At 71.8% G+C, this 14,409-nt stretch carries 10 protein-coding genes and 2 pseudogenes; 2 read left to right on the top strand and 10 right to left on the bottom strand.

Annotated elements, in window-relative coordinates; translation table 11 throughout:
* From CM1CMNOD_RS07865 to CM1CMNOD_RS07830, 8 genes and pseudogenes are all read right to left on the bottom strand, one after another.
* Positions 1–808 (bottom strand): annotated as a pseudogene (locus tag CM1CMNOD_RS07865) (sulfurtransferase); the annotation flags it as partial.
* 245 nt (positions 809–1,053) lie between these two features.
* Positions 1,054–2,811 carry a dipeptide ABC transporter ATP-binding protein gene (locus tag CM1CMNOD_RS07860; RefSeq protein ID WP_013873139.1) on the bottom strand — a complete coding sequence of 586 codons (1,758 nt, stop codon included), beginning with the start codon at positions 2,809–2,811 and terminating at the stop codon, positions 1,054–1,056.
* On the bottom strand, positions 2,808–3,821 hold the full coding sequence (locus tag CM1CMNOD_RS07855; RefSeq protein WP_013873138.1) for an ABC transporter permease: 1,014 nt from the start codon (positions 3,819–3,821) through the stop codon (positions 2,808–2,810). Before CM1CMNOD_RS07855 ends, CM1CMNOD_RS07860 begins: the two co-directional genes overlap by 4 nt.
* A gap of 19 nt (positions 3,822–3,840) precedes the next feature.
* Positions 3,841–4,791, bottom strand: coding sequence for an ABC transporter permease (locus CM1CMNOD_RS07850; protein ID WP_043605455.1), 951 nt, complete (start codon positions 4,789–4,791; stop codon positions 3,841–3,843).
* Positions 4,792–4,848: 57 nt separating this feature from the next.
* Complete coding sequence (locus tag CM1CMNOD_RS07845; protein ID WP_013873136.1) at positions 4,849–6,564, bottom strand: ABC transporter substrate-binding protein; 1,716 nt, start codon at positions 6,562–6,564, stop codon at positions 4,849–4,851.
* A gap of 220 nt (positions 6,565–6,784) precedes the next feature.
* Entirely contained in the window at positions 6,785–8,050 is a 1,266-nt protein-coding gene (locus CM1CMNOD_RS07840) for an acyl-CoA dehydrogenase family protein (RefSeq protein ID WP_013873135.1), read from the bottom strand.
* A pseudogene (locus tag CM1CMNOD_RS07835) lies at positions 8,047–9,290 on the bottom strand (LLM class flavin-dependent oxidoreductase). Before CM1CMNOD_RS07835 ends, CM1CMNOD_RS07840 begins: the two are co-directional and overlap by 4 nt.
* Before the next feature lie 52 nt (positions 9,291–9,342).
* Positions 9,343–10,113, bottom strand: coding sequence for an alpha/beta hydrolase (locus CM1CMNOD_RS07830; protein ID WP_013873134.1), 771 nt, complete (start codon positions 10,111–10,113; stop codon positions 9,343–9,345).
* 686 nt (positions 10,114–10,799) lie between these two features.
* On the opposite strand from CM1CMNOD_RS07830, the gene CM1CMNOD_RS07825 reads away from it, so the two are divergent.
* A complete protein-coding gene (locus CM1CMNOD_RS07825; RefSeq protein WP_013873133.1) occupies positions 10,800–11,684 on the top strand; it encodes a LysR substrate-binding domain-containing protein in 885 nt (294 codons plus the stop codon).
* A 174-nt stretch (positions 11,685–11,858) separates the two neighbouring features.
* Positions 11,859–12,860 (top strand): dTDP-glucose 4,6-dehydratase, encoded by a 1,002-nt coding sequence (gene rfbB, locus CM1CMNOD_RS07820; RefSeq protein ID WP_013873132.1) that lies wholly within the window; start codon positions 11,859–11,861, stop codon positions 12,858–12,860.
* A 109-nt stretch (positions 12,861–12,969) separates the two neighbouring features.
* Here the strand turns inward: rfbB and CM1CMNOD_RS07815 are convergent, their stop codons facing one another.
* Together CM1CMNOD_RS07815 and CM1CMNOD_RS21610 are read right to left on the bottom strand one after the other, a co-directional pair.
* On the bottom strand, positions 12,970–13,968 hold the full coding sequence (locus tag CM1CMNOD_RS07815) for a hypothetical protein (protein WP_013873131.1): 999 nt from the start codon (positions 13,966–13,968) through the stop codon (positions 12,970–12,972).
* Between the two features lie 229 nt (positions 13,969–14,197).
* The coding region (locus CM1CMNOD_RS21610; protein WP_207387475.1) for a hypothetical protein at positions 14,198–14,409 on the bottom strand (212 nt) is incomplete at its 5' end.

Genomic DNA, 14,409 nt, shown 5'->3' with positions numbered 1-14,409 from the left:
GGTCGGAGGACCAGGCTGACCAGGAGCCGGGGAAGAGGGCCGCGTCGATCCCAGCCACGGCGAGCGCGGCGATCTGGTGGGCCGCCGTCACCCCGGATCCGCAGTAGACGCCAACCGACCGCGTGTCACCGGCACCGAGCGCGGTGAAGCGGGCGCGCAGCAGATCCTCGGACAGGAAGTGCCCGCCGCCGTCCAGGTTCTCCCCGGTCGGCGCGCTGACCGCGCCGGGGATGTGCCCGGCGCGCGGGTCGACCGGCTCCACCTCGCCGCGGTAGCGCTCCGGCGCGCGGGCGTCGAGCAGGACACCCGCGCCGGCCAAGTGGGCGGCGCCGTCGGCGTCGAGCACCGGCAGATGCCCCGCGGCGAGCACGACGTCCCCGGACGCCGGGACGGTCTCGCCGGTCTCGAGCGGGAAGCCGGCCTCCCGCCAGGCGGTCAGGGCGCCGTCGAGGATGCGCACGTCGGCCACGCCCGCCCAGCGCAGCAGCCACCATGCCCGGGCCGCCGCCTGCCCGCCGTTGTCGTCGTAGGCCACCACCGGCCGCCCGGCGGTCAGCCCCCAGGCCCGGGCCGAGTGTTGCAGCGCGGCGATGTCGGGCAGCGGGTGCCGGCCGGCGGTCCCGCCCGGCATGGCGGCGAGCTCGGTGTCGAGGTCGACGTAGACCGCGCCCGGCAGATGCCCGTCCCGGTAGTGCTCGCGGCCGTGCGGATCACCGAGAGCCCAGCGGACGTCGAGCAGCAGCGGGGGCGTGGCCGACGACAGTTCGTCGTGCAACCTCTTGGCATCGACGAGCACCGCCGACCGGCCGGATCGGTCAGAGTAGCCGGCCGCACCGACCGCCTCGACGGGTTCGCCGCCCACCTCGGGGCTCTCACCAGCCACCACGTGCACTCACCTTCCGTCGCATCCTGTTCGCTGGTCGTCCGACGGACCTGCCAGCCGTCACAGTATCTTCGCCTGCCGTCGATCTTCGTCTGTCGTCGCGGCGGATTCGCCGGCCTTCCCGCCGGCCGCGACACCTACGGGCTCCTCCCGGCTCCGGCCGGGCCCGCTCAAGGTCCTGCCGGCGTCCCGCCCGCTCCCGGCGGGGGCTCGTCCGCCGCCCCGCCCGATGTCCCGGCCGGCCGGGCGGCCGCGGCCAGCGCGGCGGCGAAACGTTGCCCGGGAATGGCGCCGAGCAGCTCACGGGTGTGCTCCTGCTCGGGTGCGGCGAACACGGCCGCGGTCGAACCGCTCTCGACGACCCGGCCGCGGTGCAGCACCGCGACCTCATGCGAAATCTGGGCGACGACCGCCAGATCATGGGAAATGAAGAAGTAGCTGACCCCGAGCTCCTGCTGCAGCCCGGTGAGCAGCCCCAGGATCTGGTCCTGCACCGAGACGTCGAGCGCGGAGACGGGCTCGTCGAGGAAGACCAGCTCGGGCCCGAGCGCGAGCGCCCGGGCGATCGCCACCCGCTGGCGCTGCCCGCCCGAGAGCTCCCTCGGCCTGCGCTCGCGGAAATCCGCCGGCAGAGCGACCTGGTCGAGCAGCTCACGGACCCGGGCGGCCCGGCTGGCCCGGTTACCGATCCGGAAGGAGACCAGGGGTTCGGCGATGCTCTCCTCGACGCTGAACCGCGGGTCCAGCGAGGAGTACGGGTTCTGGTGCACGAGCTGGAACCGCCGGCGCAGCGGCCGCAGCTGCGACCAGCCGGCGGCGGTGATGTCCTTCCCGTCCAGCAGCACCCGTCCGCTGGTGGGCTTGTCCAGGCCCATGGCGATACGCAGCGCGGTGGTCTTACCCGATCCCGACTCGCCGACCAGGCCCAGGGTCTGCCCGGCCCGCACCGAGAGCGTGACGTCCTCCAGCGCCCGGAAGACCCGATCGCCGCCGGACGTCCTGGGCAGGCGGAAGTCCTTGGTGACGGCCTCCAGCCGCAGGATCTCCGATGCCGGGGCGACCTCGGTGAAGCGGGGGACGACGTGCCCGGAGTGCGACAGCGCCGGGGCGACCTCGATGAGGTGCCGGGTGTACGGGTCACGGGGGGCGAGCAGGATCGACTCCGGATCGCCGCGCTCGACCACCCGTCCGTGCTGCATGACGATCACGCGGTCGGCGCGGTCGGCGGCGACCCCGAGATCGTGGGTGATGATCAACAGGGAGGTGCCCGTCTCGGCGACGAGACGCCCGAGATGGTCGAGGATCGTGCGCTGCACGGTGACGTCCAGCGCGCTCGTCGGCTCGTCGGCGACGATGAGGCGGGGATGCCCGGCCAGCGCGATGGCGATGAGCACCCGCTGCCGCATGCCGCCAGAGAGCTCGTGCGGGTACTGCCGGGCGCGCAGCACCGGCTCGTCCAGCCCCGCCCGTTCCAGGGCCTCGATCACCTCAGCGGACACCAGTCGCCTGTCCACGCCGCGTCGGCGGACGGCCTCGGCCACCTGGCCGCCGACGCGCATCGTCGGGTTGAGGCCGACCATCGGATCCTGCGGGACGAGCCCGACGACGTTGCCGCGGATCGCCCGCAGGGTGCGTTCACGGGCTGTGGTGATGTCGGTGCCGGCCACCCGGATCGAACCCGCGACGATCTGCCCGTTGGCCGGCAGCAGCCCCAGGATGGCGTTGGCGGTGGTGGTCTTGCCCGAGCCGGACTCGCCGACCACGGCCACGGTCTCGCCGGGCGCGATCGCGAGGTCCAGGCCGTCGACCGCGAGGGCCGTCCGCCCCCGGCTGCGGTAGCCGACCGACAGCCCGGACAGTTCCACGATGTTCGCGCCAGCCTCCTCGCTCACGCCGTCCCCGGTTCGCCGCGTCGCTCCCTCGTTCACGACCGCACCTCCTCCAGGGTTCGGGCGACGTGGTTGAGGCTGAAGACGACCAGGCCGACGAACAGGCCCGGCAGCAGCGACAACCATGGGCTGGTGACCAGGTAGTTACGGCCGCTGGAGATCAGCGTCCCCCACTCGGCGGCGGGCGGCGGGGCCCCGAAGCCCAGGAAGCTCAGCGAGGAGATGCTCAGCACGGCCGTGCCGAAGTCGAGGATGGCGAGCACCATCACCGGGCCCCACGAGTTCGGCAGGACGTGCCGCCACATCACCCTGATCCATGAGGCGCCGCCGGTGCGTGCGGCTTCGACGTACGCCTGTCCCTTGACCCGGAACACCTCCGCCCGGGTCGTGCGCGCGAACCCCGGCATGATGCCCACCGAGACGGCGATCGCCATCGGCAGCATCCCGAAGCCCAGCGCGGTGACGATCGCCAGCGCCAGCAGGAGCAGCGGGAGGGCGAGCGCGACGTCGACCGTGCGCATGAGCAGGCTGTCGATCCATCCGCCCAGGAACCCGGCGACGACCCCGAGCGCCAGCCCGGCCACGATCGCGATCAGAACGGCTCCCCCGGTGCTCCTGATCGTGAGGGTCGAGCCGTGGAGGACCCGGGAGAACAGGTCCCGGCCCAGTTCGTCGGTGCCGAAGAGATGGTCCAGGCCCGGTCCGCGCAGCTTCTCCGCCGGTGCGGTCGCGGTCGGGTCGTACGAGGTGAACGCCCCGGGGAACAGGCCCGAGACCACGACGAACGCGATGAACGCGGCGGCGAGGACGAACCCCGGCCGGCGCAGGAACGGCCGCACCACCTCGAACACCGCGGACCGCCGGAGGCGTCCGCCCGCCGGATGCCGCTCACCGGTGTGGCCGCCGCCGGTATCCGCTCGGGTGGGCCCGGTGTCGGTGACGGGCGCGGTACCGCCCGCGGCCGACGCCGGGCCCACGGCGGGGGCCGGGGCCGGCGGGACACCCGGAGCGGCCTGCTCCGAGCCTTTGACCAGGATGTTCTCGGACATGATTCCTGCCTCAGTGACCCTAGGTGACCCGGGCCGTGTGGGCGACACGAGGGTCGAGGAACGCATAGAGCAGGTCGACGACCAGATTGACAGCGACGAAGATCGCCGCCGCGATGACGATGACGGCCTGGACGACGGGCACGTCCTGGCCGATGACGGCCTGCTGGGCCAACTGGCCGATCCCGTTGCGGGAGAAGACGGTCTCGACGACGACCGCGTTGGTCACCGTGTAGCCGACGAGCACGCCCAGCAGGGTGAGCGCGGGCAGGGCCGCGTTGCGGAACGCGTGCCGCAGCTGAATGGCCCAGCGGGACAGCCCCTTGGCCCTGGCGGTGACGATGTACGGCTCCTGCCAGGTGTCGCCGAGGCTGCGGATGAGCACCTGGGCGAGCATCGCCGACCCGGGAAGCGCCAGGGTGACCCCGGGCAGCACCACGCTGCGCCATCCCTCACTGCCCCTGGCCGGGAACCAGCCGAGGGAGAAGGCGAACACCTGGATGAGCAGCAGCCCGACGAAGAACGTCGGTAGTGAGATGCCCACCGCGGGCAGCCGGCTGAGCAGCACCCGGGCCGGCCGCCACTGGACGTAGGAGGCCAGGTAGGCCAGCCCGACGCCGAACACCAGGAAGAGCCCGACTGAGACCAGGGTCAGCACGATGGTCGAGGGCAGCCGGTCGGAGACGAGCCTGCCGACGGAGACGTTCTGGGTGAGCGACATGCCGAAGTTGAGGTGCAGGGCGTCCCACAGCCGGCCGAAGTACTGCGTGAGCACGGGCTCGTCGAGCCCATACCGCGCCTCCATGGCGTGCAGCTGGTCCGGGGTGAGCTGGCTGACGTCGACTCCGCCGGCGGCGAGCTGCAGGGTGATCGGGTCGCTCGGCAGCACGTGCAGGATGACGAAGGTGACCGTGTAGGCCGCCCAGAGCACCAGCAGTGCCTGGGCGAACCTACCGGCGAGATATCTGAGCATCATGACCGTCTCGGCGTTCTCAGCATTCTCGGTGTTCTCGGCATCATGACCGCCAGGTCACTTCGACAGCCAGATGTCGTTGGCGCGCAGGAAGCTCTCGGAGGTCCAGGCGAACCCGTGGACCTTGTTCGACAGCCCGACCACCTGCACCCGGTCGTAGGTCGGGAAGACGACCCCGTGGTCGATCAGGTAGTCCTGCAGATCCTTGTACGCCGCGGCGCGCCGGGCCGGGTCGATCGTGTTCAGCCCGCGGGCGAACAGCCTGCTGACCTCGGCGGCTGTGGCGTCGTCCTGGGAGTACACGGTGGCGTAGTTCTTCGAGACGGCCCGGTCGAGGGTCGAGCCGAGCACGCTCGGGTCGCCGCGGGTCAGGTAGCTGCCCGCGAGGTCGAACTCACCAGCGGTGGTCAGCTGGGTGTACTGCGCGTTGGTTAGGACCTTGAGCTGGAGGTCGACGCCGCTCTTCTTGAGCTGGTCCTGGAGCAGCTGTTCGCCAGGGGTCGAGGAGATGATGAGGTAGGTCAGCGTCAGCTTCCGGCCGTCCTTGTAGCGGTAGCCGTCCGAGCCCTTGGCCCAGCCGGCGCTGTCCAGCAGCGCGGCCGCCCCGGCCGGGTCGTGGGCGAGCTTGGCGGACAGGTCCGCCGCGTACGGCGTCGTCGAGTCGTACGGCCCCTTCACCACCGGGTAGCCGTCCCAGTACACGGTGGACGCGTAGCTTTTCAGGTCGATCGCCTTGTACAGCGCCTGGCGCACCTTCAGGTCGGCCAGCGGGCCGCCCCTGTTGACGTTGGGCACGATCTGCGCGCTGATGCCGGGCAGGGAGCGTGTCTCGATGACGCCGTTCGCGGCCTTGATGACCTCCTGGTCGGCGGAGGTGATCGGCAGCCGCGGCCAGGCGACGTCGATGGTGCCGGTGGTCAGGCTGCCCACCCGGACGCTGTCCTCGGCGATGTAGCTGACGTCGATGCCGTCGAGGTACGCGTCACCCTGGTTCTTCACCAGCGCGCTCGGCCACGCGTAACCCGCGCGCCGGCTGAGCTTGATCGCCTTGGTGACGTTGTAGCTGTCGAGCACGAACTGTCCTGAGCCGATGACCTTGCCCGCGCAGCGGGCCTCGGCGGTCTCCTTGTAGGTGGCCGGCGAGAGGATCGCCAGGGTGGTGGTGGACGTCGCCTGGAGGAACGCCGCGTTGGGCGCGCTGAAGTTCACCTTGACCGTCTGCGGGTCGACGACGGTCGACGACTCGTAGCCGGCGAGGTAGGTCACGCCCAGGGTCGACTTGGCGCCGAGGCCGCGCACCCCGTCGAGGGCCGTCTTCACCGCGGACGCGTCGAGCGGCGTGCCGTCGCTGAAGGTGACGCCCTTGCGCAGGGTGAAGGTGTACTCGCGGGCGTCGGGGCTGGCCGTCCAGCTCGTGGCGAGCCACGGGACGATCTCACCGGTCCTGGGGTCCTGGTCGGTCAGCGAGTCGGCGAAGTTGCGGTCGATGCTGCGGCTTTCGATCCAGTACACCTGGTTGGGGTCGATGCAGCCCTGGAAGTCCGCCCAGAAGGCGATCTTCAGCCGGCCGCCCGGCACGGGCTGCGCGTTGTCGGCGTTCGTACCACTCCCGCCGTCCCCGCCCCCACAGGCGGCCAGGAAGGCGACGGTGAGGAGGGAGACGGTCGCCGCCCGCCAGCGCGGGCCGCGTCGGCCCGCGCTGTTTCCGTCGGCGCTGCCGCTGATATTTCTGTCGGTGTCCTCGCCACTTCGGCGACGCCACGATACGGCCATCAGGATATGACTCCCAGAGTTGTCTTCCGTGAACAGGTCAGGTGGATTCCGGAATTCCGGAACCGGTCGAACAGGGAACGGTTTCGTGGTGGCGGCCGCACGCCACGGGTTGTGAGTGCAGGTGTGGCTGCTGCCGGGTGCGGTCCGGGCTGCTGCCGGGTGCTCTGAGGGCACCTGCGGACGGGGCCTCGGTCGAGCTGACGTGGCCCTGGATGTTGCTCTAACAGCGCGCGGCGGTGAGCGTCTGGCGCCCGGCGAGCAGCAGGGCGGAGTCCTCCTGCGGCGGATGGACGCGGGCACAGTAGACGTCACGCAGGTGCCGCTCGAGAGGGTTGTGCCTGGTCAGGCCCGGGTTGCCGATCGCCGCCACCGCGGTCTGCACGGCTGTGACAACGGCGCGCACGACCAACGGCTTGGCGACGAGGAAGCGCTGCGACGCGCTGGGGTCACCCTCGTCGAAACGACGGACCACCCCGTAGACGATCTCCTCGGCCTGGACCAGCTGCGCCTCGATCTCGCCGGCGATGGTCTGGATCCGTTCGGTCGTGGCGATGGGACGTCCCAGCGAGGTGGGTACGCGCTCGTTGGCGAAACGCAGGAAGAACTCCTGCGCGGCCCGGGCCACCCCGATGTAGAGCGCGGGCACGCCGAGCCCGACGGCGCCCAGGCCCGGGTCGGCGCGCTGCTCGGAGAGGGGCACGCCGCGGAAGTTCTCGAAAGGGATTTCCACGTCGGTGTAGATGACGTCGTGCGTGCTGCTCGCCCGCAGCCCGAGGTGGTCCCAGGTGCGCACGATCTCGATACCGGGGGTGTCGGCGGGGACGACGGCGTGCGCCAGCAGCGGGTCGGGGTCCTCGGTGGCCGCCCACACCAGGTGGTAGGCGAGGCCTTCCGAGCTTGTCGCAAAGCCCTTGTGCCCGTTGAGCAGCCAGCCGGTGGCGGTCCGCTGGATCTTCGTGGCCGGCAGCCCGCCGCGGGCGGGCGCTCCCCACTCTGGCTCGGCGCGGATGGCGTTCAGCAGCACCGGCCGCCGGCGGGAGTCGTCGACCACGGTGCGGTAGAGATCCTCCGGCCACCACGGGTCGATGTCCTCCAGCACGTGCTGGAAGATCGTCATCGCTGTGATCAGGGCGACCGACGGGTCGCCCCGGCCCAGCCACTGCAGGACCCGGACGCTGTCGGTGGCGCTGAGGCCCTGGCCGCCGTAGCGGGGTGCGATCCCCAGCCGCAGCAGGCCCGCGTCGTGCACGGCCTGGACGCCTTTCCAGGGGAACTCCGCGGAACGGTCGTACTCCTCGGCGGTGAGCGCGAGTCGCGCGCTCGTTTGGGCGAGCGCGTCGTCGGAGACGTCCACGACCGGCAGCGCGGCCACCGGACGGCCGGCGGCGGCAGGATCGATGTCGGGACGATCGGCGGCGGCAGAACCGGCAGCGGAAAGGTCGGAACGGTCGGCCGGGCCGGTCTGGGACCGCGATGACACGCTCACGACGCCACCTGCTGCCCCAGCCGGCCGGCCCGCGCGGCCGACGCTTCCCGCGCCTGTGCGCCCCGATCGCCGTGCGGGCCACCGTCGGAGGCGGCCGCCGGCACGGCCGGGCGGCCGCGCCCGGCGTCCTCCCGCACGATCTCGCCGCGACGGCCCGTCGCCGCGCGGTGGGCCAGTTCCTCGCGCACCAGTGGGAGGAGGTAACGGCCGTAGTCGATGACGTCGTCGAGGTTGTCGTACCCGCGGATCGAGATGAGCTCGGCACCGAGGTCGACGTAGTCGAGGATGGCGGCGGCGACGGTCTCGGGCGTCCCCACCAGGGCGGTGGAGGCGCCGGCGGCGTTGGTCGCGGAGGCCGTGGGCGTCCACAGCGCACGATCGTGCAGGTCACCGTCGCGGGCCACCCGCAGCAGCCGCTGGGAGCCGACGTTGGGCGGTTCCTTCGCGCTGGTGGCGCGGAACGCCGCGTGCGCGAGCCCGTTGTTGCCCCGCAGGACGTCGAGGATCCGGTGGGCCTTCTCCCAGGCCAGCTCCTCGGTGGGGGCGATGATCGGACGGAAGGTGACCCAGATGCGGGGGTGTCCTCCCGGCCGGCGAGGCGGGCCTGCTCGGTCACCGCGTCGATCTGCTCCCTGGTCTCCTTCAGCGGTTCGCCCCACAGGCCGAAGATGTCGGCCCGCGCGCCGCCCACCTGGTAGGCCTCCGGCGACGACCCGCCGACCGACACCGGGATGCTGCCGTTGACCGGCCGCACGACCGAGACGAAGTCCTCGAAGGAGTAGTAGGTCCCGGCATGGTCGAACGGCGTCGTCGAGGCCCACGCCCGGCGGAGGATGTCGATGTACTCGGCCTGTCGCGCGTAGCGTTCGGTCTTGCTCAGCCGGTCGCCCTCGCGGGCCTGCTCGTGGTCGTCCCCGCCCGCGATGAAGTGCACCACCGCGCGTCCACCGCTGAGCTGGTCGAGGGTGGCCAGCTGTTTGGCCGCGACCGTCGGGTAGATGGTGTTGGGCCGCAGCGCGACGATCGGCCGGAGCCGCTCGGTGAACTGTGTGATGGCCGTGGCGAGGGTGAACGGGTCCTGGAAGGAGGAGTGGTAGGGCACCAGTGTGTAGTCGAAGCCGCCGTCCTCCAGGGCCCGCGCGTAACGCCTGAGGAAGGGCACATCAATGGCCGGGAGACGGAGCCGGTTGAGCTCGTTGGACGGATTGATGTTTATGCCGCTGATGAATTCGACGGTCATGACGGTCCTCCGGATGCGCCGGACGGGTGGCTGATCGGCGCCGTTGACGCGGCTACGACCAGGGGGTCCAGCGCGCGATTTCGGGCAGGTCGGCGCCGGCCCGCAACCGTTCGAGGAACAGCACGACCACGGCCGCGGCTGTCCGGTGGGTGGCGTCGTTGAGGGCGTCGTGCTTGCCTCCGTCGATGGTGACGAACTCGGCGATGGGCGCGCCCGTGTAACGCTCTCGCGCGGCCGGCAGCGGGCTGAGCAGGTCGGCCGTCCCGTGCAGGCCGAGCACCGGTACGGCGACCCGACGAAGATCACCGTCGACGATCCAGGACCGGGATATCGGGACGGTCAGCGCGCCACGGCGCACCGACACGTCGGCGTCCAGCCGCGCCTGGTGGGTGGGGCAGGCGGTGCGCTCACCCAGCTCGGTCTCCCACTCCCATTCCCCGATGTCCGTGACGGTCGTCTCCCCGCCGGGAAGACCGACGAGGATGAGGCCGTCGACCCGCACCTTCCCGGCGGCGACCAGCGCCGCGGCGAATGCCGCGCCCGCGTCGGAGCCCGCCAGCACGCGCGGCGCGGGCAGGTCCGGGTCGGCCAGCAGACGGTTGATCTGGGACGTCACCGTCCGCTCGTGCGCGGTCGGGTCGCCGACCACCCGGACCCGGTAGCCGTCGAAGGCGATCCGGTTGCCGAACCGCTCGTAGAGCCCCGGATGCTCGCCCCGGCCGGCGATCAGGATCACCGTTCCCCGCGGCGCGACCGCCGGCGGGTTGTCCCACGCCGCCACCGTGGGCGCGACTGCGGCGGCGGCGAGCTGAGCTGACGTCATCGATCTACGTCCTTATGTCCGGTTGGGAGCCGATATCTGCTATGTCCGACAGGTGGAGATGGATGGGGGGATGGGCGAGGTGGCGGGCGTGACGGTGTGGCCCACGCCGGGCCCCGCGGCCCCGGCGCCGAGCCGGCCCGCGACAGCGCCTCGGCCGGTGGCCGGGAGCCTCCCGGGATGACGGGCGCATGCCGTGCCGACCGACGCGAGCCGACGGCGCGACCGGCAGCGGGCGCCGGCACCGGGCCGGGAACCGCCAGGAGCCGGCGCCGACGTGTCACCCGGACGAACCGGACGATCGAAGCGATCCGAACGACCCGATGACCCCGATGACCCCGATGACCCCGATGACCCCGATGACCTGGACGATCTGTCATGGCTCGGCCGCCGGTCGCCGGATCAGGCCGGGCGGTGACGCGCCGGTGTCACCGGACGGAACAAGGCACGGGACAACAGGCGGAGGTGACGGTCCCGAAGTCGATGACGCGCCTGCGGGTCAGGACGTGCTGCGCGATCCGGCGTCGCGGTGGGCTATAGAAAGCAACACGGAATGTAAGCGGTCCGTGCTGCCGCACACCCCGTTTCCTGACCATGGCCATCAGAATGGTGCCGTTTCCCGTGGATGTCCAACGCGGATCCACGATCAGACCTATTACGAAATGAAATCAGTCGCGCTATCGTGCGCTGTGCCCCCCGTACTGGACCTCACGGCCCTGCGCAGCCTCACGGCGATCGCCGACTACGGCGGCTTCCGCCGTGCCGCGGAGGCGTTGTGTATCTCGCAGTCGGCGGTGAGCCAGCATGTGCGCCGCCTGGAGAAAGCGGTCGGCCGGCCGCTGGTCACCCCGGACGGCCGCGGCACACGCTTCACCCCTGATGGTGAACTACTCGTCGCCGTGGGGCGACGGATCCTCACCCTGCACGACGACGCGCTCGAACAACTGGGCGTGGACGCGGTGCTGGCGGGCCAGTCGACCATCACCATCGGGTCGACCGAACACGCCGCCGACCATCTGCTCCCGCTGGTGATGTCCGCGCTCACCACGGAGTTCCCCGACGTCCAGGTCAGGTTCCGGCTCGACCGGGGAGCCCGCATCAACGAGGCACTCGACCGGGGCAGCATCGACGTCGCCGTGCTCATCGGGGAGGGGAACGCCGCCACGGCCCGTCCCGCCGGCCAGCTGCCGCTGGCCTGGTTCGCGGCCACCGACTGGGCGGCGCCCCCGCCGGAACGGCCGCTGCCACTGGTGGCCATCGACGATCCGTGCACCATCCGTAGCCAAGCGTTACGGGTGCTGGCCCGGGCCGGGCGCACAGCCTCGGTCGTCGGTGAGGCCGGATACCTCGCCGGCGTGCTGCACGCGGTCCGCGCCGGCGTCGGTGTCGCGCTGCTCGCCGATGTCGGGGCGGTGCCGCAGGGACTGGAACGTCGTGACGATCTGCCACCGGTCGACCCCGAACCACTCCATGTCCGCGCTCGCCGCAGCGCCCATCCCCGGCTGACACATCTGATCGGCAACGCGGTGCGCACGGCGCTGGACGAACGTCCCCGCACACCGTCCTCCGACTGACCGGCATCCTGGCCCGGCGTCCTGAGCCGGTGTCGCCGCCGGCCGCCGCTCGCCGCGACGGCGCCCCGACCGGCGGGCGGCGACGATCGGCGTCACCCGGCCGTGAGAGGCTGGCCCGGATCGGAACGCCGATGCCGCCGATCCCGATCTCTTCCGAAAGGGGACGCGCCACCCATGTCGACGCTGCTGGTCACCGGAGCCGCCGGGTTCATCGGGTCGAACTTCGTCCGCTACTGGCGTGAGCGGCACCCCCGGGACCAGGTGGTCGCGCTGGACGCGCTGACCTACGCCGGCTGCCGGGACAACCTCGCCGACGTGCTGGCGGAGATCACGTTCGTGCACGGGGACATCCGGGACCGCGGGCTCGTCGAGTCGCTGCTGCGGGAGCACAAGGTCGACGTGGTGGTCAACTTCGCCGCCGAGTCGCACAACAGCCTGGCGATCATCCGTCCCGGCGACTTCTTCTCCACCAACGTCATCGGCACCCAGACGCTGCTGGAGGCGGCCCGCACGGTCGGGGTGGCCCGCTTCCACCAGATCTCGACCTGCGAGGTCTACGGCGACATGGACCTCGACGACCCCGGCGCGTTCACCGAGGACTCCCCGTACCTGCCGCGGACGCCGTACAACGCGGCCAAGGCCGGTGGCGACCACGCGGTACGCGCCTACGGCCTGACCTACGACCTGCCGGTGACGATCACGAACTGCTCGAACAACTACGGGCCGTACCAGTTCCCGGAGAAGGTCATCCCGCTGTTCGTCACCCGAGCCCTGCAGGGCGAGAACCTGCCCCTGTACGCGTCGGTGCGCAACCGCCGCGAGTGGCTGCACGTCGCCGACCACTGCCGGGCGATCGACGCGGTGCTGGAACGGGGCCGGCTCGGCGAGACCTACCACGTCGGCAGCGGTGTCGAGGCCGACATCGAGACCATCGCCAACACCATCCTCGCCGAGCTGGGCCTGCCGGAGTCGCTGAAGACGATCGTGCCGGACCGCCCGTCCCACGACCGGCGCTACCTGCTCGACTCGACCAGGCTGCGCACCGAACTCGGCTGGGCGCCCGAGATCGGCTTTGCCGACGGGATGCGGGCAACCGTCGCCTGGTACCGCGACAACGAGGCGTGGTGGCGGCCGCTGATCGGCCGCTCCCCCGTCTCGGAGACCGCCTGGCGCTGACCCCGCCCACAGCCCCGGCCGGGCCAGGCGTGGGAGAGCCGGGGTGCGGCTCTCCCGGCAGGTCCGGATGCCGGGCCCGCCGCGGGACGGCCGTCCACAATCAACAGCGTCAGATCGTGCTCCCGGCCTGTTTCCAGGCGCGGGCCCGGGCGAGGAAGGACCGGACGCCGTCCGCGTTCGCGTGGCCGGCCCGCAGCGCGAGCAGGGTCGCCGCCAGCGGACGGCCCACCGCCCGGAACGGGCGAGGCGCCAGGTCGAAGGCGGTGCCGGCCCGGTCGAGCGCGGATTCCACGTCGCCACGGCGGGCGTCGGCGACGGCCAGATGGGCGAGCGCGACCGCGACGAATCCCGGCCGGTCCATCGCAGTCAGCGCGGGCAGGGCGACGTCGGCGTAGTCCGTGGCGGCGCCGTGGTCACCGGCCGCCGCGGCGGCGATCAGCCCGTGGTAGGCGACCTCCACCGGGTGGACGGCACCGGGATCCTCCCCGCCAGGAGTCCCCCGCTGCTCGGCCGGCAGCGAGAACGCCTGGCCGATCGCCCGGTCCGCGATCCTGGCCACCTCGTCGGGACGCCCGCCGGGCAGGACCGCGACCGCCCGCGCCTGCAGCGCGAGCGCGGCGATGGCAACCGGGGTGCCGTTGGCCTGGCGCTGACCGTCCACGGCGAGCCGCAACGCCGACTCCGGATGCTCCTCGTACAGCTCGATCATTCCGGCGATCTTCCGGGCGTAGCCGACGGCTAACGCGTCGCCGGCGGACCGGCCGTGCCGGTAGGCGGCCTCGGCGAGCCGCCGGGCCTGGTCGATCCGGTCGGTGTTGAACAGCGCGTCGGCGCGCAACGCCTCGACATGGGCCAGGGTGGCACCGGCAGCCCGGCGCTGCACCGGGGCCACCCGACGCTCGGACAGGCGGACGACCTCCGCGTAGAGCGCGTCCAGTCGCGGCAGGGATTCGGTCAGCGGAATGTCCTCGTACTCGGAGACCAGTACTCGGAAGCGCGTGTCGGCGTCCGCCAACTCGTCGACGAACGGCGACATCGTCACTGCGCCGCCAGCGGCGAGAGCGGCCAGAACGGCGAGCTGCCGTCGGCTCGGGGCCGCTGTGTCCACCGTGATGACCTCCCTGACCTGGGCCTCTGGCCAGTGTCGGGCCATCTTCGCTGATCGTGCCGTTGATTGAGCATGCTTACTCCCCGTGTCGCTACGATCTGTACATATAACCGTAGCGACACGAGACGCTCGCCGTGCGTATACAGGGGGGTCTGTCTCGGGCCAGGTGTGTTCTCCGTCCCACCCCGACACGCTCTCCCCGGCGCGCTCCCCCTCGGCGCGGCGATCCTCAGGGGTGGGCTGGCGCGCTCGCCCGAGAACGCAGCACGAGGGAGCCCGCGAACAGGCCGACGCTGATCGCGAGCTGCGCGAACCACCAGGCCGCCACATCATGATGGCCCGAGGCCGGGCACAGCGCCGAGAGCGCCACAAGCCCGGCGCCCGCGTAGGTCGCCGCCCCGAGCCCCCAGCGACGGCCGGCAAGCAGCGCGACGAAAGTGA

Source organism: Protofrankia symbiont of Coriaria myrtifolia (assembly GCF_900634755.1).
Taxonomy (GTDB): Bacteria; Actinomycetota; Actinomycetes; order Frankiales; family Frankiaceae; genus Protofrankia; species Protofrankia coriariae.
The sequence above is the reverse complement of the archived record's forward strand: the minus strand, read 5'-3'. Positions and strand labels throughout refer to the sequence as shown.

Coding starts and splice junctions, on each gene's coding strand:
- CM1CMNOD_RS07850 (WP_043605455.1), bottom strand. CDS start 4,791: ATGCTCAGATATCTCGCCGGTAGGTTCGCCCAGGCACTGCTGGTGCTC.
- rfbB (WP_013873132.1), top strand. CDS start 11,859: ATGTCGACGCTGCTGGTCACCGGAGCCGCCGGGTTCATCGGGTCGAAC.
- CM1CMNOD_RS07830 (WP_013873134.1), bottom strand. CDS start 10,113: ATGACGTCAGCTCAGCTCGCCGCCGCCGCAGTCGCGCCCACGGTGGCG.
- CM1CMNOD_RS07845 (WP_013873136.1), bottom strand. CDS start 6,564: ATGGCCGTATCGTGGCGTCGCCGAAGTGGCGAGGACACCGACAGAAAT.
- CM1CMNOD_RS07855 (WP_013873138.1), bottom strand. CDS start 3,821: ATGTCCGAGAACATCCTGGTCAAAGGCTCGGAGCAGGCCGCTCCGGGT.